This is a genomic window from Anaerotruncus sp., from assembly GCF_057433415.1.
This window is the reverse complement of the sequence record NZ_DBMDHH010000008.1, coordinates 1-22,081: the sequence shown is the minus strand read 5'-3', so window position 1 is coordinate 22,081 and position 22,081 is coordinate 1. Positions and strand designations below refer to the sequence as shown.

Here is a 22,081-nt window from a genome sequence, read left to right as displayed (position 1 = left end):
CGCCGTTTGCAAACGCCCTCCATTGGGAGGGAGAAAACGACGGCCGCCTCCGTGGAGGCGGCCGTCGTTTTGATGTGCACCGGCGGCGGGAACCGGCCGGGAGGCGAAAAGGGGCGCGGTTGGTTCCGTCAGCGCCCGAACTCGGAGAGCTCGAGCCATTTGTTGTGCTCCTGCGCCCAGCGGATGTTCCACTCGTCGGTGAAGAGGAGCAGGTAGCGGTCCTTAAAATCCTGGACCAGCTTGGTGTCGGAGGAGATGTCGAGCTGTTTGGGGTCGAACTCCTCGTTTTCGATCCAGCGGATATACTGGTAGGAGAGCCCGTCGCGGCGGATGTCCACGCCGTACTCGTTTTTGAGGCGGTACTCGAGCACCTCGAACTGGAGCACGCCGACCACGCCGACGATGACCTCCTCCATGCCGGTGTTCGGCTCGTGGAAGATCTGGATGGCGCCCTCCTGGGCGATCTGCGTCGTACCCTTGACGAACTGCTTGCGCTTGAGGGTGTCGGTCTGGCGGATGCGCGCGAAGTGCTCGGGCGCGAAGGTCGGGATGCCCGCGAACTCAAACTTGCGGTTCGCCGTGCAGATCGTGTCCCCGATCGAAAAAACGCCCGGGTCGAACACGCCGATGATGTCCCCCGCGTAGGCCCTGTCGATGATCTCGCGGTCCTGCGCCATCAGCTGCTGGGGCTGGGAGAGCTTGATCTTCCGCTCCCCCTGGACGTGGTAATACTCCTGCGTCTTGTCGAACTCCCCCGAGCAGATCCGCATGAACGCCACGCGGTCGCGGTGGGCCTTGTTCATGTTCGCCTGGATTTTGAAGACGAACGCCGAGAAGCCGGGATCGAACGGATCGATCTCCCCCTCGCTGCTTCCGCGCGGCAGGGGCGGCGTGGTCATCTTGAGGAAGTCCTCCAAAAACGGCTCGACGCCGAAATTGGTGAGCGCGGAACCGAAAAACACGGGCGAGAGCTTTCCGTGGCGCACCTCGTCCATATCGAATTCGTAGGAGGCGCCGTCAAGCAGCTCCACGTCGTCCACCAGCGTTTCCCGCAGGCTCTCGCCGAGCATCTCGCCCAGACGCGCGTCCGACATCGAGAGCTCGACCTTTTCCACCTGACGCACCCCGTTGGCGGTGCCGTCCCCCAAAAAGGAGATGATCTCCCGCTTGTGGCGGTCGTAGACCCCTTTGAATTCCCTGCCGCAGCCGATCGGCCAGTTGACCGGGTAGGTGCGGATGCCCAGCTCCTGTTCGATCTGCTCCATCAGGTCGAACGGGTTGCGCGCCTCCCGGTCCATCTTGTTGACAAAGGTGAAGATCGGGATATCCCGCAGCAGGCAGACCTTGAAGAGCTTGCGCGTCTGCGCCTCGACGCCCTTGGCCGCGTCGATCACCATCACCGCGCTGTCCGCCGCCATCAGCGTGCGGTAGGTGTCCTCCGAGAAGTCCTGATGTCCCGGCGTGTCGAGGATGTTGATGCAGTAGCCCTCGTAGTTGAACTGCATGACCGACGAGGTCACCGAGATGCCGCGCTGCTTTTCGATCTCCATCCAGTCGCTCACCGCGTGGCGGGCGTTTTTCTTTCCCTTGACCGCGCCCGCGAGCTGGATCGCCCCGCCGTACAGCAGGAACTTTTCCGTCAGCGTGGTCTTACCGGCGTCCGGGTGCGAGATGATCGCAAAGGTCCGCCGCCGTTCAATTTCGTTTCTGATGTCTGCCAATCGAATTCCTCCAAAATCTCCGTATGCTCTAACCTTGTTATATTACCATTTTTGCCCGCCGCGCGCAAGACATACCGGGAAATTCACGGACACCCGCCCACACACGGCGAAAAAACGCAGGGGCGGGGCCGTACCAGTGGTACGGCCCCGCCCCTGACGGGCAACAACGTTTAGTAGAACTTCTGCTGCCCCTTGCAGTTATTGTCAAACGGCAGCGTAAAGTACTCCAGTGACGGACGGAAGGGCACCATCGCATAGATTTTGTCCAATTCCTGAAGGATATCCGCGGGCAAAGGTCCCTTCTCCACCGCAAGATAGTTTTCCATAAACTGGGCCTCATTACTGGAACCGGTGAGGACGCAGTCCACGCTGGGATTGGAGATCACGAACCGAATCGCCATCTCCACAATCCCCATGCCCGTCTCGTCCAAAAGGCGGTAGAGCGCCCGAAACTGTTCGCGCCGGGGTTCGCTGATCCACGGCGCGCCGTGGTTGATCGCGTCGTCGTAACGGACGGCCAAAGCGCCCTGCTGGAGCGGCGAACCACAGACCACGCCCATATGGTGCCGCTTCGCCGCCTGGAAAATCTCGTACTGCGCTTCCCTCCAGAGCAGGCTGTAGTTATACGCGGTCAACACGACATCGAACTTTCCGCTGTCACACACGCGGGCAAGCTCATGCGCCGTGGTCCCGCCGAGGCCGCTGAACTTGATCATTCCGGCTTTTTTCATCTCATCGATCGCTTCCAGCACCGGCCCCTCATAATTTAACTCGTCGGTCCACCAATTGTACTCCCTGACCCGGTCCGGTTCGTGAATCATCAAAATATCGATCGAATCCCGGTGCAGGTATTCAAGGCTCATTTCCACGGACTGAATCAGCGCCTTTTTGGACTGCGGATCAAACGGCTGCGGCCTCCCGCCCAGCTTGGTGGAAATCACCAGCGGGCCTTCCCACTCCTGAAGAATTTTGCCCAGCACTTTTTCGCTGTCATAGTAGGCAGGCGCCGTATCGATGTAGTTGATCCCCAGTTCCAGAGCCTTCAAGGTCGCGTGTTTGGAATCTTCAAAGGCGCCGCCCAGCTCGGAAAGGAAGAGCCCTCCAAGCGCCAGCTTTGTGACTTCCAATCCTGTTCTGCCCAAAATGACCTTTTCCATGTAACGACCATTCCTTTCAATCAGTCTATTTATCGGTTCCATCGGCAAGCGCCGGACCTTCGCGCGGAACGGGCGGGTTCAATCTCCGCTCAGCTTGATGACTGCCTTGATGGCCTTTTTCGCGCGGACGTGCTCGTAAGCCAGCGGCGCGTTGTCCCAGGTAAAGACGGTGCTCGTGTCGATCCACGCGGAGGCGTCAAGCCTGCCCGCGCGGATGAGGTCCACGACCTCCTCATGCGTTTCGGGCTCGTAGTAACCGCCGTTATAGATTCGGAAGGACGGACCCAGCAGCGGGTTCAGCGCATAGGTGTGGAAATCGTCCATCCCATAGACGCCGACCGTCGCGCCGTCGCGAATCACGGGAAGCAGCCTGTTCAGACTGCCGGACTTTCCGGTTACGTCCAGCAGGAACCGGAACGTGCCCTTGTGTTCCGCGGCAAACGCGGACACCGCGTCCGCGTCCTTATAGTCGAGGAACCGGGTCACGCCCGCGCGCATGGCGTTGTCCTTTCGGCTGAGGCTGCCTACCATGGTCACATCGGCCGCGCCGCAGACGGCCGCCATCGCCGCCAGTGAAATACCGTTCGCGCCGGAACCCGAGACGACGACCTTGTCGCCCGGCTTCACGCCGATTCGCTTGATGTAGGAGAGGGTTTCCCGCCATGTGATGACCATGGGGGCGTATTCCAGCGGAATAATCCCCCTCGGGAGCACCTCGTTGATACAGAAATAGCGCCATTTCGCGGGGTCCACGCCGTCCAGCCGCGCCGCCCGATGGTCGACCGCCAGCCCGTATTCGCACATGCCTCCCCAGCTCAGCTTGACCGAACCGTCGGCCTGCGCCCGGGTCCCGACGCGGGTAATCAAATCTCCGAGCTTAAAGTTCCGCACCTTGGCGCCGGCCTCGATCACCTCTCCGATGCTTTCATGGCCGATGACCGACGGATAGTCCACATGTTCCGCGAACGTGCCGTCAATGACATGCAGGTCGGTCCCCGTGCAGGTCGCCCCGTACAGCATTCTGCACCGGACCTCATATTCTCCCATCGGCGGCTCCGGGATCTCTCTGACGGCCAGCTTGCCGGGCCGCTCTACGATCAGTGCTTTCATCGTTCTCCTCTTTTCATCATTTACTCTGTAAAATAGCCTTGCAGATATTGGAACGCCGCCGCCATGGAGGCATTGGGGTCGGAAAAGTATTTGGCCGCGGTAAGCTCCAGCGTAAGAGCGTTTTGGTACTCATACGATTTGAGCTCCGCGATGTACCTTTCCAGCGGGAAAATCCCGGTCCCCCACGCCAGATGGCCGGCCGGGTCGCCGTCGACAAAGTGGATGTGGCGCAGATCACCGCCCAGCGTCCGGAAGTAGTCGGTGATCGTCTCCCCGGAAAGATACATGGGACTGGTGTCGATCATCGCTTTCAGCGCCGGCGATCCGACCTCGTCAAGCATCCTTTTCAGTTGGGGCAGCGTCGTCACCAGATTCGTCTCCTCAGCCCGCAGAGGCTCAAGAACGATGGTGACGCCAACCCGTTCGGCGGCCCGGGAGAGCTGCGCGAGGCCGTCCGCCGACCGCTTCCACGCCTCCTCGGGCGGCTCGTCGAAATAGCCCCAGCCGGAGGTCATCAGGATTTGCGGGGAGCCCAGTTCCGCGCACGCTTCGATCGTCTTTTCATAGAACGCGACGCTGCGTTTGCGCGCCACAGAATCCTTTTCCGCAATGTTTTCCGGATAGCAGCACTGTTCCGGCGTGAAGCAGACGATCCGCAGGCCGTGGTCCTTAATCTTTTTCGCGGCCGCCCGGATGTCGGACGGGGTCAAATCCGGGACGTAAAAATGTGGGCTTGCGCCCCAAATCTCCACACTTTGAAATCCGATCCGCTCCATCGAGTCGAGAAAATAATCGAAGGAAAAGTACCGGTAACTCAAATTCATCCCGGCGATCTGTGATCGTTTCAGCTCGAACATGTCGGTCCTCCTATCCTTTTACGCTTCCGGCCGTAAGGCCTTTGACAAACTGCTTCTGCATACACAGGAACATGATGATCAGCGGGATGGACGCGATTACGACGGCGGCAAGCTGAATATTCCATTCCTGCAGCATCTCTCCCTTCAGCGCGTTCAGTCCGACGGGGATCGTCATTAAATCCTGGTCTTCCAGGAAGATCAGCGCCGTCAGGAACTCATTCCAGGTAAAGATCAGATTCATCAGCGCGCTGGACGCGAGGATTGGTTTTCCAATGGGCAGGATCATCCGCCAATAGATCGCAAAGGAGCTGCACCCATCCATCCGCGCGGCCTCCTCGATGTCCTTTGGGAAGGAGATGAAGTAGGACCGCATCAAAAAAACCGTCAACGGGATGCGAAAGGCGATATATAGGAGAATGACGCCGAACTGCGTATTATACAGGTGGATGGATTGAAACAGCTTAAAGAGCGGCACGAAGGAGGATTCAATGGAAAGCGACAGGCCGCACAGGATAAAGGTAAAGAGGGCGCCGCGGAATTTGAACCGGAACCTGGTCAGTCCGTATGCGGCGAGCGACGACAAAAGGGTCGTGAAAAAAATGGAAACCACCGAAATAAAGACGCTGTTCAGGAAGTATCTGTTCAGTCCGCTGCTCCACGCCTTCAAATAGTTTTCAAAATGCAGGACCGACGGGAGATTAAAGGAATTTTGCAAAAATTCAGAGGTTGATTTAAAGGAATTGATCAGAATCCAAAAGATCGGATATAGGACAATCACGTTCAGCAGCAGGAGGAAAAGCTGTATCGGCAGGCGCCTCCAGCATATTTTTTTCTTGTGCATCTGAGCCCTCCTACAATTCTTCTCCGGATCTTGACACCTTGAGCTGAATCACAGAAAACGCGAAGGTGATGATAAAAATCACGACGCCCATGGCGGATGAATACCCCATCCGGTCAAATTTGAAGGCGCTCTGGTACGAATACATCCCCACCACCAGGGTCGAATAACCGGGCCCGCCCATCGTCAATTGGTACACCTCGGCAAAGGATTTGAAGGTGGAGATCACGGTCATCACAACGGTGACCAGCAGCATCTCCTTGACCATCGGGATCGTAATCATCAGCGCCTGGCGAAATTTCGACGCTCCGTCTATTTCGGCCGCCTCATAGTATTCATCGGGGATTTTCTGTATCGCCACGACCAGCAGCATCATAAAATATCCGGTAAACTGCCATTGCGGCATTGCCGCCACCGTATAAATCGCCGTCGATTCCTGTCCCAAGAGTCCTTTGATCGACACAAGGGAATCCCATCCGACTGCGCGGAACAAGTTGTTCACCAGTCCAACGCTGGGCTCAAAGATGAACTGCCACATAATCGCGATCGCCGTAATGGAAAAGAGCGACGGAATGTAATAAATCGTTCTGCAGAGCTTCCCAAATCTGTTTTGGGCGACGTTCTCCACAAGGATCGCGAGCAGTAAGGCGACGCCGACCTGAAAAATCAAATTGAGCACGAGAAAAATGAGGTTGTTGGAAATCGCCGTAAGGAAGCGCGAATCCGTAAGCAGCGTCAGGTAATTTTTCAGCCCTACAAACGTCATATCGCTGGAATAAGCCTTGAAGCTATGAAAGCTGTATAGGAAATTCATAACAATGGGATAATACAATAACACAGCAACAAGGAAAAAAGCAGGAGCAATATAGAAGTACGGCTCATACCGTGCCTTTTTCATGTTCAGCCTCCACATTTCGGGTAAGGCGGCGATGGTTTCACATCGCCACCTTACCCATTTGCCGTTATGCCTCTGTGTTATTCCGCGGCACAGAATTCCGCTTCCGTGCGCACCGCTTCCATCACGCCCTCGGCCGTGATTCCGCCGTCAACATAGGACTGCATGCTCGCGATGTAGACGCTCGCGACGCTGGAATTCATCGCCGTGTCCATGAAGGGCAGTAGCCCGGTGGAATTGTTGAGGAAGGTATAGGCCTCCTCGATCGGGGTCAACCCCTCCGCGGAGGCGTTCACCACGTCCGCGCAGCCATTAAACCATTGCAGGTCCGCCATCATCAGCTTGCCCACCTCGGGGCTGGACAGGAACTTCACCAATTTTGCGGCTTCCTCGGGATGCGCGGTGCCGGACGACACAACGAACCCCTCCGGGCCGCCCTGGATGCCGGTGTTGTCCCCCGCGCCGCCCACGATCGCGGGAACGGCAAAGCAGCCGAAGCTGCAATCGGGGTTCAGGAGATTGATGTCGCCCACTGAGACGGATTCTCCCCACATCATCGCCACGGAACCGCTGGCGAATTCCTCTTCGGAAATCGAGTAGGTTTTTGAATTCGCGTCGGGACTGGCATAGGCAAGCAGTTGGCTCCAAACGTCGAAGGCTTTCAGATAGCCGGGATCGCTGAAGTCTCCCTTCAGGGAATAATCGGCGGCCATCACCTCCGGAGCAACCAGCTTCTGGTTGAACGCCCCGATCCACTGAGGCGCGGGCCACTGCTCGGAGTTCGCAAAGGTAAACGGCTGAATTCCGGCCGCCTGTATCGCCTTGCAATTCGACAGCAGCTCGTCCATGGTGGAGGGAACGGAGAGTCCGAGATCGCTGTAGATCTCCTTGTTATAAAGGATGACGGAGATGGAAACCCGATACGGCGCGCCATAGAGGGCGTCCTCATAGGTATATCCGTCGAGGACCCCGTCGATGTAGTAACCCTTCCACTCGTCGTCCGCCTCATAATAACCCGTGATATCCAGGCACTTGCCCTCGCGGATGATTTCATTGGCGTTTTCATAGGCGTAGCTGAAGAACACATCGGGAATGTTGTTGGACCCCAGCACGACCTTCAGCTTGTCGCGGTACTCGTCGCGGCCGCTCGTGGAAACCTCCACCTTGACGCCGGGATTCTGTTCCTCAAAAAGCGCGATGATCTTGGACATGAATGCTGTCTGATTTTCGGTTGCATACCGATGATACAGGGACAGTACAATCTCCCCGTCGCCGCCATCCCCAGCCTGCCGCGTGCCACCGACCGGTTGGGCGGAGGCGCTCGCCTGCTCCGCAGGCGGTGGATTCGCGCCGCCCGCGCAGGCCGCGAGCAGCATGCTCACCATCGTCAGCGCCAGTAGCAAAGATAGTAGCTTTTTCATTTTTTACCTCCTTAATCATTTTCACCGCGTTTTGTTACGAACCTGTTTACAGTTCATCCGCATAGGTCGCGCCATATCCGAACGCGCCGTCTATCATGCAGGTTTCCGTAGCAAAGGCCGCCGCGGATTCCAGGCTTTTCCGAATGGCGGCGTCCGGCGCCGCATGTTCCCGCGTCAGGGAGAGATAGGAGGTCGCAAAGCTGGTTAGGAACGAATCGCCCGCTCCCATGGAGTCGGCGGCCTTCTCCTTTCCCGACGCCTGCCGGTAGAGCGTTTCCCCGTCAAAGAGGACCGCGCCGCGCCGTCCCATGCTCAGTAAGGCCATCCGGCTTCCCATGCGGTGCATCCTGCGCGCCAGATCAGAAACCTGCTGGTCGTCCAGATGACTGCAGGAGCCCACGCCTAAAAACAGGTAGGGGCAGACGCTTCGCAGACGGTCGTCGCTCAAGTCGGCGGAAAAATCGTAGCTGACCGGGACCCCCGTCCGATAGAGCTTTTCAAGCTCGCCGTCCATGTAGCTGAAGCAGCTTGTGTGCACCAGGTCGAATCGGCGGATAAACTCGAGATCGGACGCCCCCAGCATTAACGGGTGGGTTTTTGCGACACCTCCTTTGTTGCTTTCTATGAAGGTGCGGTCCCCATCCACGAGGTCCACCTTCGCATACCCGTTTTCGCCGTGGACGCGCCGGGCGCGTGAAAGATCGATCCCCAGCAGCCTGGCTGTATCCATCACATGGCGAGCCGCCCGGTCGTCGCCGAACACGCCGATGTATGCCGCGTTATGCCCCAGTTTTTTCGCGTAGGCGCAAAAATTCAAGGCGTTTCCGCCGGGATACATAATGTTTTTGTGCAGATAGATGTCCACAACGTTGTCGCCGACACCGATCACGTTTAGCATGGCACACTCCCCCAGTTCTCGGGCGCCGCTCAGATGAAATTACAAGCAGCGGCTCAATATGCGACCTTCCACATATACCGGCGCATGCTCAGGGGATGCTCCCTCACCTCGGCAAGCGCCTGGTTATAGACGTCCACCACCGCGGATTGCAGCAGGGGGCAGAAATATTCCACGGCCGCCGGGTCGATCGCGTCCAATCCCATCCGCCTCGCGTCGATCGTGTAGATTTTGCGTCCGTATTGTTCCAGGAATCTCAGCACGCGCTCATCCAGCTCCCTGCAAGGTCCGTCGCTGAGAAAGAGCAGGAACGGCGTATGCTGGTCCGTGATCTCCAACGGGCCGTGGAAAAATTCGCCGGAATGGATGCAGGCGGAATGAATCCATTGCATCTCCATCAGGATGCAGATGCTTTCCATATAGGCCGCGCCCCAACTCGCGCCGCAGCCAACGGTGTAGATCATCCTTTCATCCCTGTTCGACTGCGCGAACCGCTGCGCATCCGCCAGGCAGCCCTCTTTGGCTTTCGCCACGATCTCGTCATAGAGATCAAATGCGGCCATGCTTTCTTGGTAATGGCTCCACCCCTCAGACTGGTGTAAAAATTCCATCACCAGGCGCAGACAGAGGCTCTCCTTTTTCCGCGAGTAGACCTGCCGCTCCCCCCAGCTATAGACCACCACATGGTCCCCCAGCGTTGTGATGGCCGATCCCGGAGCATATGTAAAAACCACCGTGGCGGCTCCGGCTTCCCTGGCCAGGCGGCCCGCCTCCACGGTTTCCGGAGTCGTGCCCTGATGGGAGCACAAGATCACCAGGCTGTTTTGGTCCAGAGCTTTGGGGGTATCGTGGACAAACTCATTGGCGGGGTGCCATCCAATGCGTACAAGCGCCTTGCTCTCCCTCTCCAGAAAATATTTTGCCGGATAAAAAGCCGCCAGCGAACCGCCGCACGCAACAAAAAAGACCTTGTCGATTTTTCTTTTCTCCAGCAGCATTCGGACCATTTTTTCCATGTTCTTTCATCCTTCCATCTCTGTAATCGCGTTGACAAAAGGGGTGCTTTTTGTGTAAGATGTATTGTAACATCTATAACGTATTATAATAAGTTTGTTGGGTAATTGCAATAGTTTTTTTTTCAAAAGTTTAAAAGAATTTGGCGTCTTGATAATTTTTCCTTTTTGTGCTAACTTGTATGAATAGTGATCAGATAAGCCGAAAAAAATACGCGGAGGGATCTTTTTGAATCAGGTGGATATCAACGATGGAACGCCGCTCTATCAACAGGTGGCCGAGCAGCTTATGCTTTACATCCACGAGCACAGCTTGAACCCGGGGCAGCGTCTGCCCTCCGAAAAGGAGCTGAGCGATACCTACGGTGTCAGCCGGATCACGGTGCGAAAGGCCCTGGAGCTGTTATCCTCGGACAACATCGTCGTAAAGCAGCAAGGCAAGGGGACGTTTGTCGCCTCCATGATGCCGATGCAGCGAAATATGAAGGAAGGCCTCTCCAGCTTTACGGAAATATGCCGCAGCAGCGGAATCGAACCGTCCACGAAAGTGCTGGGGCTTGAGATCGTCGACCTGCCTGCGCGTGTGGCGGCATCCCTGGAGCTTCCAAACAATTCCAAAGGGATTGTCATGAAGCGGATCCGGTACGCCGATAACGTTCCCGTTATGATAGAAACCAACTATTTTCCCGTCAAAAGCAGCTTCCTCTTTTATGAGGACCTGAAGGGGTCCCTCCACGAAATCCTGCGAAAAAACGGCGCCGCGATCCACGCCTGGACGTCCGTGCTTGAGGTGTGCATGTCCAATCAAGAGGAGGCGTCCCACCTGCAGATCCCCGTCGGGGAACCTCTGCTTCTTCTCGACGGGCGCTACTTCAATAAGAAAAAGAAGCCCATCTATGTCAGCAAGGACCTTGTCGTCACGGATCGGTTTAAATACTCGATCTATAGCTCCGTTTCAGCGACCTGACGACCCTTCCACGCAGAGGAAAACCGCCCGGCGAAAAAAAAACGCCCGAACCGGGCATTCGCGCGTGCGCGGCCGCGGCCGCGCGGTTTTCCGCCGCCGCGCAAAAAAGGGAGCCCCTTCCGAACGGAAGGGGCTCCCTTTGATTCGCGGGAAAAATCAGGCGTTCGCCTTCTGGGTGCGCACGCGGCGAATCTCCTCGGTGAAGAGGGGCACGATCTTGCAGACGTCGCCGACCACGCCGTAATCCGCGACCTCGAAGATCGGGGCGGAGGGGTCCTTGTTGATGGCGATGATGATGTCGCTCTCCTCCATGCCGGCGAGATGCTGGATGGCGCCGGAGATGCCGCAGGCGATGTACAGGTTCGGGCGGACGGTCTTGCCCGTCTGGCCGACCTGGCGGTCCTTCTCGACCCAGCCGGCGTCGACGCAGGCGCGGGAGGAGGAGATGGTGCCACCGAGCTCGTCGGCGAGTTCCTCAAGCAGCTTGAAGTTGTCGGGGCAGCCCATGCCGCGGCCGCCCGAAACGAGCACCTTCGCGTCCTGGATGTCCATCTTCTCGCTGACCTTCTTGATCACCTCGAGGATCTCGACGTTCTTGCGGGAGTCGAGGTTCGGGACCTCGAACTTCTCGACCGGGCACTCGGCGCCGTCGATCGGGGAGATGCGCTGCATCACGCCCGGGCGGACCGTCGCCATCTGCGGACGGTGGTCGGGGCAGAGGATCGTCGCCATGATGTTGCCGCCGAACGCCGGACGGGTCATCATGAGGTTCTTGGTCTCGGGGTCGATCTCCAGCCCGGTGCAGTCGGCGGTCAGGCCGGTGTGCACGCGCGCGGAGACGCGCGGGGCCATGTCGCGGCCGATCGCGGTCGCGCCGTAGAGGACGACGGCGGGCTTTTTCGCCTGGATGACCTCGTACATCGCCTCGACGTACGGCTCGGTCATATAGGTCTCAAGCGCGGGATCGTCCACGACAATCACGCGGTCGGCGCCGTAGCGCGCGAGCTTTTTGGCAAGGTCGGTCACCTGATGGCCCAGCAGGACCGCGGTCACCTCGTCGCCGAGGTCGGCGGCGAGCTGCTTGCCCTTGCCGATCAGCTCATAGGAAACGCCGGTGATCTTGTTGTCGACCTGCTGTGCGAAGATAAATACGCCTTTATAATCAGAAACAGCCATTTCGTTCACCACTTTCCTCACAGAATGAATTTTTCTTTGAGCCTGTCGACCAGCCAGTTGGCCGACTCCTGCGGGTCGAGGGTCACGACGGTGCCCTTGCCCTTGACGGCCTTGGTGAACGACTTGAAGACCCGCGTCGGGGAACCCTTGAGGCCGATGTTGCCGTCGTCGACCTTGAGGTCGGGACGGGTCCACACCTTGACCTCTTTCTCACGGTAGGCGTCGAAGATGCCGCCCGGGGTCATGTAACGGGGCTCGTTCAGCTCGCTGAGCGCGGTGATCAGGCAGGGCATTTTCGCCTTGAGGATGTGGTAGCGGTCCTCGTACTGCCGCTTGACGATCACATAGCCGTCCTCGACCTTGAGGTCCTCGGCATAGCTGATGTTGGCCAGGCCCAGATGCTCCGCGATCTGCGGGCCGACCTGGGCGGTGTCGCCGTCGATCGCCTGGCGGCCGGTGATGATGAGGTCGTACTCGAGGTTCTCGATGGCGGACGCGATGGTCGACGAGGTCGCCCAGGTGTCCGCGCCGCCGAACGCGCGGTCGGTGACGAGGATCGCCTCGTCCGCGCCCATCGCCAGCGCCTCGCGCAGCGCCAGGTCGGCCTGCGGCGGGCCCATCGAAATGACGGTGACATGCGCGCCGTACTGGTCCTTAAGACGCAGCGCGGCCTCGAGGCCCGCCTTGTCGTCCGGGTTGATGATGCTGGGGACGCCTTCACGGATCAGCGTTCCGGTCACCGGATCGAGCTTGACCTCGTTGGTATCCGGGACCTGCTTAATGCAAACGACTACTTTCAATTCCTGCAACTCCCTTCTACTTCAAGAACGATCCGGAAATGACCATACGCTGGACCTCGCTGGTGCCCTCGTAGATCTCCGTGATCTTCGCGTCGCGCATCATGCGCTCCACGGGGTAATCCCTCGTATAGCCGTAACCGCCGAAGAGCTGCACGCACTTGGTGGTGACTTCCATCGCGGTCTCGGCGGCGAACAGCTTGGCCATCGCGGCGTCGACCGAGAAGCGCTTTTTGGTGTCCTTGGCCACCGCGGCGCTGTAGACGAGCAGGCGGGCGGCCTCGATCTTGGCCTTCATGTCCGCAAGCTGGAACTGGGTGTTCTGGAACGCCGAGATCGGGCGGCCGAACTGTTTGCGCTCCTTGACGTATTTGACCGTCTCGTCAAACGCGCCCTGCGCGATGCCCAGCGCCTGCGCGGCGATGCCGATGCGGCCGCCGTCAAGGGTGCCCATCGCGATGCCGAAGCCCTTGCCCTCCTGTCCGAGGAGGTTCTCCTTCGGGACGATGCAGTTTTCAAAGATCAGTTCGCAGGTGGAGGAGCCGCGGATACCCATCTTGAGCTCCTTCTTGCCGATCGAGAAGCCGGGGAACTCCTTTTCGACGATGAACGCCGAAATGCCGCGGTTGCCCTTGGATTTATCGGTCATCGCGAAGATGACGTATACGTCCGCCTGGCCGGCGTTGGTGATGAAGATCTTGGAGCCGTTGAGCACATAGTGGTCGCCGTCGAGCACCGCCTTGGTCTGCTGGCCGGAGGCGTCGGTGCCGGCGCCCGGCTCGGTGAGGCCGAACGCGCCGAGCTTTTTGCCCTGCGCCATCGGGACGAGGTATTTTTCGATCTGCTCGGGGGTGCCGTACTTTTTGATCGGGTCGCAGCCGAGCGAGGTGTGCGCCGACACGATGACGCCCGTCGTGGCGCAGACCTTCGACAGCTCCTCGACGCACATCGCGTAGGTCAGCGTGTCGCAGCCCTGACCGCCCAACTCCTTCGGGAACGGGATGCCCATAAAACCGAATTTCTGCATCTTCGCGACCGTCTCGGCCGGGAAGCGCTCTTCCTCATCCACTTCCTGAGCAAGGGGCTTCACTTCCTTTTCCGCGAAGTCACGGAAAAGCTGTCTTGCCATCTCCTGCTCTTTGCTGAGTACAAAGTCCATGCAAGTTCCTCCCTAATATGTTTATATTTCCTGCGAAAGCTGCCCGCGCCAAGCCGCGCGGCACATCGGATGCGCCGCGCGGCCTGCGGAGCGGGAGCGGATTTACCTGGAGTAGTCGTAGAAGCCCTTGCCGGTCTTGCGGCCGAGCGTGCCGCCGCGGACCATCTTGCGGAGCAGCGGATGCGGGCGGTATTTCGGATCGCCGAACTCGTTGTAGAGCACTTCCATGATCGCGAGGCAGACGTCCAGGCCGATCAGGTCGCCGAGCGCGAGCGGGCCCATCGGGTGGTTCGCGCCGAGCTGCATGGCGGAGTCGATGCCCTCGACCGACGCGACGCCCTCGGCGTAGATGCCGATCGCCTCGTTGATCATCGGGATGAGGATGCGGTTGACGACGAAGCCGGGGGCCTCCTTGACTTCAACCGGGGTCTTGCCGATCTCCTTTGAGATGGCGACGATCTTTTCGACCGTCTCGGGAGCGGTGTGCAGGCCGGCGGTGACCTCGACCAGCTTCATGACGGGCGCGGGGTTGAAGAAGTGCATGCCCACGATCGCGCGGTCAAGCCCCTGGGACATCTCGGTCAGGGAGAGGGAGGAGGTGTTGGACGCGAAGATCGCGTCCTTCTTGCAGATCGTCTGCAGCTTCGCGAAGAGCTCCTTCTTGAGGTCCATCTTCTCGAGCGCCGCCTCGACAACCAGGTCGCAGTCGGCCACCTTGTCGTTGAGCCCGGTGGTGATCTTCGCCAGGATCGCGTCCGCCTTCTCCTGCTCCATCTTGCCCTTGGAGACGAGCTTGGTGAGGGATTTCTCGATCTTCTTCTTGCCGCCCGCGGCAAATTCCTCGGTGATGTCGCAGAGCACGACCTCGTAGCCGTCAGTGACCGCGAATGCCTGCGCGATGCCGGAACCCATCGTTCCCGCGCCGATAACGCCAACTTTCATTTCAGTTACCTCCATATGTAAATATCAGGATCGCATTACCTGTTTTCGAACGGGGCGGGCTTCTCCTTCGCCACAAACGCCTTCATCGCGTTCTGCTGGTCCAGCGTCTCGAAGCAGCTGCCGAACAGCTCCTCCTCGATCGCGACGCCCTCGTCGATCGAGACCTGCAGGCCGTCGTTGATCGCCTTCTTGGTGGCGCGCACCGCGATCGGCGCGTTGCGGGCGATCTTCTCGGCCAGCTTCATCGCCTCGTCCATCAGGTTTTCCAGCGGGACGACGGCGTTGACGAGCCCGAGCGCGAGCGCCTCGGGAGCCTTCACCTTGCTCGTGGTGTAGAGGAGCTCCTTGGCCTTGCCCACGCCGATCGTGCGGGCCAGCCGCTGGGTGCCGCCGAAGCCGGCGGTGATGCCGAGCGAAACCTCCGGCTGCGCGAACACCGCGTTTTCCGAAGCGATGCGGATGTCGCAGCTCATGGCCAGCTCGCAGCCGCCGCCGAGCGCGAAGCCGTTGACCGCCGCGATGACCGGCACGGGCAGCGTCTCAATCTTGCGGAAGATGTCGTTGCCCTTCTTGCCGAACGCCTTGCCCTCGGCCTTGGTGAGCCCGGACATCTCGGCGATGTCCGCGCCCGCGACGAACGCCTTCTCCCCCGCGCCGGTGATGATGACGCAGCGGGTCGCGTCCACGTCGATCGCGTCGACGACCTTCTCGAGATCGCCGAGCACCTCGCTGTTCAGCGCGTTGAGCGCCTTGGGCTTGTCGATGGTGATTACGCCGACGAAGCCCCTCTGTTCGTAGGTGACGTAACTCAAGTTTTTGCCTCCGTTCCTGTGTGTATTTTCGCTTTTGTACAGCTTTCAGGCACCCGGAGACCCGGATGCCTGAAACTGATTTTCCCTGTTACTGGATATTTTCGACAACCGTCGAGCAGCCCATGCCGCCGCCGATGCAGAGGGTCGCGAGTCCCAGCTTGGAGCCGCGCTTCTTCATCTCGTGCAGCAGGGTGACGAGGATGCGGCAGCCGGAGGCGCCCACCGGGTGGCCCAGCGCGAGCGCGCCGCCGTTGACGTTGACCTTGGAGGCGTCCCAGCCGAGCTCGATGCCCACGGCCAGCGACTGCGCGGCAAACGCCTCGTTCGCCTCGATGAGGTCCATCTGGTCGATCGTGAGGCCGGTCTTGTCAAACAGCTTCTTGGTGGAGAAGGCGGGTCCGATGCCCATGATGGAGGGATCGACGCCCGCGGTCGCGCCGGCGACCCATTTGGCCATCGGTTTGATGCCGAGCTCCTTGGCCTTGTCGGCGCTCATGACGACGATCGCGGCGGCGCCGTCGTTGATACCCGAGGCGTTCGCGGCGGTCACCGTGCCGCCCTCCTTAAAGGCCGGGCGCAGCTTGGCGATGCCCTCGGCGGTCACGCCGTCGCGGGGGAACTCGTCGGTATCGAAGAGGACGGTCTCCTTCTTGACCTTGATGGGGACCGGGACGATCTCGTCCTTGAACCTGCCGGCCTTGCGGGCGGCCTCGCATTTCTGCTGGCTGGACGCGGCGAACTCGTCCTGCATCTCGCGGGTGACGCCGTATTTCTCGGCGACGTTCTCCGCGGTGATGCCCATATGATAGTTATTGAAAGCGTCCCAGAGGGAATCCTTGATCATGCAGTCGATCAGCTTGCCGTCGTTCATGCGGTAGCCGTAGCGCGCCTTGTCGAGCGCGAAGGGGGTCGCGGACATGTTCTCCATGCCGCCGGCGACGATGATGTCCGCCTCGCCCGAAGCGATCATCGCTGCCGCGAGGTTGACGCACTTGAGGCCGGAGCCGCAGACGATGTTCAGCGTCTGCGCGGGGACCTCGATGGGAAGGCCGGCCTTGAGGGCGGCCTGGCGCGCGACGTTCTGGCCCTGCGCGGCCTGGAGCACGCAGCCCATAAAGACTTCGTCAACCTGCTCGGGTTTCACGCCCGCGCGGTTGAGGGCTTCCTTAATCACGATAGCACCGAGCTGCGCGGCGGGGACACCCGTGAGGGAACCGCCCATTTTGCCGATTGCGGTGCGGCAGGCACCGGCCAATACGATTTCCTTTGACATGTTGACGCCTCCGATTTTTCTTGAAATTCTCAGGTTTCGGGCCGGACCGGCCCTTCGATTATCAGTATACTACAAGGGTTTTGAAATTGCTATATTTTTAACAAACTTTTCACGATTTTTATGAGTTTGTCTAAATCTCCCCCCTCGCCCGAAACCGCTTTTATGCACTTTTGAAACAAACGCTCCAAAGGCCCCTGTTCATGCGGGTTTGAAAGGGAATTTCAGGTCATTCCCTGCGCTTAAAAAGCGTGAGCTCCACCGTGTCGGCGCCGATCTCCAGCCTGCGGCAGTCGACCATCTGCCCGATCAGGTGCAGTTCGCTGTCCTGCCCCAGCCCGCTCACTCCCGCGAGCTGCCAGAAGAACTCCTCGAGCCCCTCGTTTTTCTCCGCCTGGTTGAGGAACCGGTCGAGGTCGTTCACCTTCTTGCTCTCCGCCGGGTCGTACCGGCTTTTGAGCGAGAGCTCGTAGCCGTCCTCCAGCTTGCGCAAATCCATCCGCACCCCGTCCGAGCCGACGCTGAAAAAGAACACGATCAGCTCGTCGATCACTTTCGTCATCTTTCTGGCTGTAGCTTCCGTATCGATTCCCCCTGTTATTCCCGGTCCCGGCGCAGCGCCTCGATGAGCGGCACCAGCACAATGCACACGAGCCCCGCCGAAAAACCGTTGTTGTAGAGATTGAGGCCCCCGTGCAGGAAGCCGGTGTTGAGCACCACCGAGGCGTGGATCACGCCCGCGGCGATCCCCCATTTCCAGCCGAACTGCCCCGCGATGGGGGCGAGCCCCGTCGCAAAGAGGGCCGCCAGCAAAACGTTGGGCTCGCTCAGCGACCACACCATGAAAAAGGAGCTGATCACCACGCCGAGCACGACGGGGATGATGTTCTTGAGATGCTTGCCGAACGCGCCGAACCCGCAGATCGTAAAGACGCCGCCGATGGTCGGCCCGTTGAGGTCGCCGCCCACCACCAGCACGTAGACGGTGGCGGCCGCGCCGATGATCCCCATGTTGATGAGCGTCACGGGCAGTCCGTCTAGCTGGACGAAGTCGGCCACGAGGCGGCCCGAATGGCGGGTGATGCGCGCGACGTTCCGGAAGCTGCGCCCGTTCCACCAGAAGCCCGCCAGCGCCATCAGGGCGAACAGACCGAACAGGAAGGCGGCGAGCGGCAGGTTGTTGCCGGTGCTCCACGCGAGGCGCGCCTCGAAGGTGTGCCCGAAGGATTTGAAAAAGGAGGCGAGCACCATGCCGATCAGCCCCGCCGTAAAGCCGACGTTATAGAGGTTGTAGCCCTGGTGCACCCGCAGTGTGAAGGAGGCGACGGCGGGCAGCAGAAAGCCGACGGCCACGCCGATGCCGACCCCGAGCAGGTACCAGAGCAGCTTGTCCCGTTCGCGGCCGACGGTGACGATCTCCGAGACCACGGGCGCGAGCGCCGTGCCGAAGAGGGAGATGTAGACGTAGCGGCCGAAATGCTCCCGCTTATAGCGGGAATAGAGCCATCCGCCGAAAATGATCGGGAAGATGTTCCAGACGTCCTTGCCGAAGAGGGAGAACCCGGCCATCAAAAAGAGGCTCGCCACGCTGATGCCCGAAAAGTTCATCCGGACGGCGCGCAGGATGCCGATCGACAGCAGCGTCACCAGGCCCGCATTGACAAACGCGGCCCCCATGCCGCCGACGCTGATCGAGTCGGTGATCAGCCCCGCCTGGGTGCGGATGATCTTCCAGATGCCCGAAACGACGCCCGCGGGCGTGTCCCACAGCAGCCCGAAGCCGATCAGCGCCAGCGCGAAGGCGGTCATCGCCCAAAAGAGATAGCGTCCCTGCCGCTCCGGGCGATAGGTCAGCAATCGGTCCAAACCCTTCTCCCTCCATCTCCGGTGTCTCAGCTCATTTTAACATACGCGTGCCGGTGGAAAGGCGAATATTCTGTAAATTTTCACGTCCGCCGGACGAATTCCACCCGGCATCGCGGGCAGGTGATGCAGATCCTCCCCTTCCCGCGCGGCACCCGTACCTTCTGCCCGCAGGAGGGGCAGCGGAAACGCCGGTGGGTCCGCGCGTCCCGCAGGGCGTCCGCCCAGGAGGAAAAGCGGCGCGCCAGCGGCCGCCACAGCGCCATAAAACGTCGGTTCTCCTCATAGCGGCGCCCCGCGTCCCGCGAGAAAAAACGCAGGAAAAAGACCGCCAGCAGCACAAACGCCAGCGTCCAGAAGAGCCGATACCCCGTCGCGCGGCGCAGGGCCATCGAAACCGCCGCGCCGGCCAGCAGCGCCCAGCCCAGCCCGTCAAGCCCCCGCCTGCCCGGCATCATCCGCCGAAACCAGTCCATCCGGTGATCATCCTTTCCGAAGTAATCCTATTTTGCAGTGTAACATGTCCCGGCTTTCGTTGCAAGGACCGCCCGGGCGATGAAAAAATGCGTCCTTTCCAGAATTTCGATCATAAACTCTGGCCTTTTTTATAAAGATATGGTAATATTATGACAGCTGTTTTGTCCGGACCGCGGTCCGGACGTTTTCCTGGAAGGGAGGAAATCCGATGAACGATCTGGAGACGCGCGCCGCCGAATTCGTGCGCGGCGTCTGGCACGACTACCTGGAGGCCCGCGATTATTCCGGGATCATCCGGTCTTTTGACGAGGAGGTCACCTGGATCGGCACCGGCGAGGGGGAGCTCTGCCTCAGCCTCGGCGACGCCGTGCGGATGCTCGGCGCGGAGTCCCAGGAGTGGAGCGGGCATTTTTCCATCGTCGGCGAGGATTACCGCGCCCGGCAGCTCTCCGACGATCTCTTCCTCACCTTCGGCACCATCCGCGCGCGGGAGGAGAGCGGCGGGCAGGACCGCGTCGTCGCGGACCTCAACACCCGGTTTTCGGGGGTCTGCCGCCTGCGGGACGGAAATTTCTCCGTGCTGCACCTGCACCACTCGGCGCCCGACCGCTACCAGCGGGAGGGCGAGTTCTTCGCCAAGAGCCTCACCGAGCAGAGCAATGCCCTGCTCAAGAAGAAGATCGCGGAAAAAACCGCCGAGCTCGAACGGCTCAACGACGAGCGCAGGGCCGACGAGACCCGCTACCGCTTTGCGCTCGAGGCCACGAGCGACCTTGTGTTTGAATACAACGCCTCCAACGGGCTGGTCACCGCCAACAGCGCCCTTTACCTCGGCGGCAAGGACCCGGCGGGGTTCCTGCCGGACGACGATTTCCCCCACGTGTATCCTGAGGACCGCGACCGCCTCCGCGAAAGCCTGTCGTCCGAGCGGGTCCGCCAGGCCTTCGACGATGGAGAGACCGCCCTCTCGGCCGAATACCGCACCCTCGACGGCGAAGGGCACTACACCTGGGTGCGCATCACCCTCGTCCCCATCCGCGGCTCCGACGGGAAGTACCGGCGGCTGATCGGCAGCATCAAGGACATCGACCGGGACAAGCGCCGGGAGCAGGAGTTCAAGGACCAGTCGCGGCGCGATCCGCTGACCGGGCTCTACAACAGGCGCTACACCGAGGTCATGGTCAACCGCTTCCTCGAAAAGAGCGGCCCCGCCGCCTCGGGCGCCCTCTTCATCATCGACATCGACGACTTCAAGGCGGTCAACGACCACCTCGGCCACCTGCTCGGCGACGCCGTGCTGCGCGACGTCTCGGAGCGGATCACCCAGCTGTTCCGATCCACCGACATCGTCGGGCGGATCGGCGGGGACGAGTTCGTCGTCTTCCTCAAGGGCGCGGACGACGAGGAGGTCATCGGCGAAAAGGCCGGGGCGGTCCTCAACGCCTTCCGCAGCACCCTCGCCGGGCACAACGCCGGGCACGCGATCTCGGGCAGCATCGGCATCGCCCTCTGCCCGCGCGACGGCGGTGACTACCGCGCCCTCTTCGAGAAGGCGGACAGCGCCCTTTACAGCGCCAAAAAGCTCGGCAAGGACCGCTGCCAGTTCTACGACGGCGGCGGCGACCCCTTCCTCCCGCCCGGCACGCGGCGCGGGGAGGAACCGGACGTCGGGCGCAAATCCTTCACAGAGCATATCGCGGAATACATCTTCCAAATCCTCTACGATTCGGACGACATCAACAAGGCGGTAAACGCGATCCTCGCGATCGTGGGGCGGCATTTCGACGTGAGCCGCGCCTACATATTCGAGAACACCGAGGACGGGCTCGCCTGCAACAACACCTTTGAATGGTGCAACGAGGGCGTCTCCCCCCAGATCGACAATCTCCAGCGGGTCCCCTATTCCCTGATCGGCGACTATGCCGCCAACTTCAATGAGGACGGGGTCTTCTACTGCGACGACATCTCCCGGCTGACCGTGAAGGGGCTCCACGACGCTCTCGCTGTCCAGAATATCCATTCGATGCTCCAATGCGCCCTCAAAAACGACGGCGTGTTTTCGGGGTACGTCGGCTTCGACGAATGCAGCGCCCAGCGATTCTGGACGCAGGAGGAGATCGACACCCTCACCTTCATCTCCAAAATCCTCAGCACCTTCCTGATCAAATGGCGCACGCAGGAAAAGCTGGCCGAGTCCTTCCGGGTCACCCGCGCGGTGCTCGACCATCAGAACCTGTGGACCTACGTCATCGGCGGGGACCACCGGCTGCTCTACATCAACCGGAAGACCCTCGAGCTGGTGCCCGGGGCAAAGGTCGGCGCGTGCTGCTACGAGGCCTTCTGGGGAAACCGCGCGCCCTGCCCGCAATGCCCGATGCGCGAGATGGACCGCACCGGCGCGGGAAGCTGCACGATGGAGCTCCACAACACCCAGCTGTCCGTCTGGACGAGCGCCACCGCCTCCCGCATGACCTGGGTCGACGGGCAGAGCGTCTGCCTCATGTCCTGCGTGGACATCACCGCCTACAAGGAGCCCGGCCGCTCCTGAGCGGAAACCGGTATCAAAAAGGGACGCCCGCGGGCGTCCCTTTTCTGTCATGCCTGTTTTTTGCGCGCCCGGCGGAGCAGGTCGGCCAGCGTCAGGTCGGACGGCGCGTGCTCCCGGAAGCCCTCCCCCGAAATCTCTCCCGCGTCCCCCACGATCACGAACG

General features: G+C 60.3%; 20 protein-coding genes. 2 read left to right on the top strand and 18 right to left on the bottom strand.

The annotated features are described in order from the left end of the window. Window positions 1-128 precede the first annotated feature (128 nt). The 9 genes from ACZO3G_RS03720 to ACZO3G_RS03680 all read right to left on the bottom strand — a co-directional run bounded on the left by ACZO3G_RS03720 (window position 129) and on the right by ACZO3G_RS03680 (window position 9,910). Complete coding sequence (locus tag ACZO3G_RS03720) at window positions 129-1,721, bottom strand: peptide chain release factor 3 (protein ID WP_101551535.1); 1,593 nt, start codon at window positions 1,719-1,721, stop codon at window positions 129-131. A gap of 170 nt (window positions 1,722-1,891) precedes the next feature. Beyond that, window positions 1,892-2,878 (bottom strand): aldo/keto reductase, encoded by a 987-nt coding sequence (locus tag ACZO3G_RS03715; protein ID WP_172439242.1) that lies wholly within the window; start codon window positions 2,876-2,878, stop codon window positions 1,892-1,894. Between the two features lie 78 nt (window positions 2,879-2,956). Beyond that, window positions 2,957-3,988, bottom strand: coding sequence for an alcohol dehydrogenase catalytic domain-containing protein (locus ACZO3G_RS03710; RefSeq protein ID WP_101551539.1), 1,032 nt, complete (start codon window positions 3,986-3,988; stop codon window positions 2,957-2,959). A gap of 20 nt (window positions 3,989-4,008) precedes the next feature. Further along, window positions 4,009-4,845, bottom strand: a complete 837-nt coding sequence (locus tag ACZO3G_RS03705) for a sugar phosphate isomerase/epimerase family protein (RefSeq protein ID WP_101551541.1) — start codon at window positions 4,843-4,845, stop codon at window positions 4,009-4,011. Window positions 4,846-4,855: 10 nt separating this feature from the next. Next, window positions 4,856-5,686 carry a carbohydrate ABC transporter permease gene (locus ACZO3G_RS03700; RefSeq protein ID WP_101551543.1) on the bottom strand — a complete coding sequence of 277 codons (831 nt, stop codon included), beginning with the start codon at window positions 5,684-5,686 and terminating at the stop codon, window positions 4,856-4,858. Window positions 5,687-5,696: 10 nt separating this feature from the next. Beyond that, on the bottom strand, window positions 5,697-6,581 hold the full coding sequence (locus ACZO3G_RS03695; protein ID WP_172439243.1) for a carbohydrate ABC transporter permease: 885 nt from the start codon (window positions 6,579-6,581) through the stop codon (window positions 5,697-5,699). Window positions 6,582-6,658: 77 nt separating this feature from the next. After that, window positions 6,659-7,999 (bottom strand): ABC transporter substrate-binding protein, encoded by a 1,341-nt coding sequence (locus ACZO3G_RS03690; protein ID WP_101551547.1) that lies wholly within the window; start codon window positions 7,997-7,999, stop codon window positions 6,659-6,661. Window positions 8,000-8,045: 46 nt separating this feature from the next. Beyond that, entirely contained in the window at window positions 8,046-8,897 is an 852-nt protein-coding gene (locus ACZO3G_RS03685) for a PfkB family carbohydrate kinase (protein WP_101551548.1), read from the bottom strand. 53 nt (window positions 8,898-8,950) lie between these two features. Continuing rightward, window positions 8,951-9,910 carry an SIS domain-containing protein gene (locus ACZO3G_RS03680; protein WP_101551551.1) on the bottom strand — a complete coding sequence of 320 codons (960 nt, stop codon included), beginning with the start codon at window positions 9,908-9,910 and terminating at the stop codon, window positions 8,951-8,953. 235 nt (window positions 9,911-10,145) lie between these two features. On the opposite strand from ACZO3G_RS03680, the gene ACZO3G_RS03675 reads away from it, so the two are divergent. Next, a complete protein-coding gene (locus ACZO3G_RS03675) occupies window positions 10,146-10,874 on the top strand; it encodes a GntR family transcriptional regulator (RefSeq protein ID WP_276870700.1) in 729 nt (242 codons plus the stop codon). A gap of 156 nt (window positions 10,875-11,030) precedes the next feature. On the opposite strand, the gene ACZO3G_RS03670 is transcribed toward ACZO3G_RS03675, so the two are convergent. From ACZO3G_RS03670 to ACZO3G_RS03630, 9 genes are all read right to left on the bottom strand, one after another. Further along, window positions 11,031-12,050, bottom strand: a complete 1,020-nt coding sequence (locus ACZO3G_RS03670) for an electron transfer flavoprotein subunit alpha/FixB family protein (protein WP_101551555.1) — start codon at window positions 12,048-12,050, stop codon at window positions 11,031-11,033. A gap of 17 nt (window positions 12,051-12,067) precedes the next feature. Next, entirely contained in the window at window positions 12,068-12,850 is a 783-nt protein-coding gene (locus tag ACZO3G_RS03665; RefSeq protein WP_101551557.1) for an electron transfer flavoprotein subunit beta/FixA family protein, read from the bottom strand. A 16-nt stretch (window positions 12,851-12,866) separates the two neighbouring features. Continuing rightward, the gene (locus tag ACZO3G_RS03660; protein ID WP_101551559.1) at window positions 12,867-14,006 is read right to left on the bottom strand and encodes an acyl-CoA dehydrogenase; all 1,140 of its coding nucleotides are present in this window, start codon (window positions 14,004-14,006) and stop codon (window positions 12,867-12,869) included. A 102-nt stretch (window positions 14,007-14,108) separates the two neighbouring features. Next, a complete protein-coding gene (locus tag ACZO3G_RS03655) occupies window positions 14,109-14,948 on the bottom strand; it encodes a 3-hydroxybutyryl-CoA dehydrogenase (RefSeq protein ID WP_121586494.1) in 840 nt (279 codons plus the stop codon). A 35-nt stretch (window positions 14,949-14,983) separates the two neighbouring features. Continuing rightward, a complete protein-coding gene (locus ACZO3G_RS03650) occupies window positions 14,984-15,760 on the bottom strand; it encodes an enoyl-CoA hydratase-related protein (RefSeq protein ID WP_276870684.1) in 777 nt (258 codons plus the stop codon). Between the two features lie 88 nt (window positions 15,761-15,848). Beyond that, entirely contained in the window at window positions 15,849-17,033 is a 1,185-nt protein-coding gene (locus ACZO3G_RS03645) for an acetyl-CoA C-acetyltransferase (protein ID WP_101551565.1), read from the bottom strand. Between the two features lie 226 nt (window positions 17,034-17,259). After that, a complete protein-coding gene (locus ACZO3G_RS03640) occupies window positions 17,260-17,592 on the bottom strand; it encodes a hypothetical protein (protein WP_276870681.1) in 333 nt (110 codons plus the stop codon). A 35-nt stretch (window positions 17,593-17,627) separates the two neighbouring features. After that, window positions 17,628-18,896, bottom strand: coding sequence for a DUF1576 domain-containing protein (locus ACZO3G_RS03635; RefSeq protein ID WP_276870678.1), 1,269 nt, complete (start codon window positions 18,894-18,896; stop codon window positions 17,628-17,630). Between the two features lie 80 nt (window positions 18,897-18,976). Further along, window positions 18,977-19,369: a competence protein CoiA family protein gene (locus ACZO3G_RS03630; RefSeq protein ID WP_276870676.1), complete on the bottom strand. Its 393-nt coding sequence runs from the start codon at window positions 19,367-19,369 to the stop codon at window positions 18,977-18,979. Window positions 19,370-19,578: 209 nt separating this feature from the next. On the opposite strand from ACZO3G_RS03630, the gene ACZO3G_RS03625 reads away from it, so the two are divergent. Then, complete coding sequence (locus ACZO3G_RS03625) at window positions 19,579-21,918, top strand: diguanylate cyclase domain-containing protein (RefSeq protein WP_276870674.1); 2,340 nt, start codon at window positions 19,579-19,581, stop codon at window positions 21,916-21,918. Window positions 21,919-22,081 lie beyond the last annotated feature (163 nt).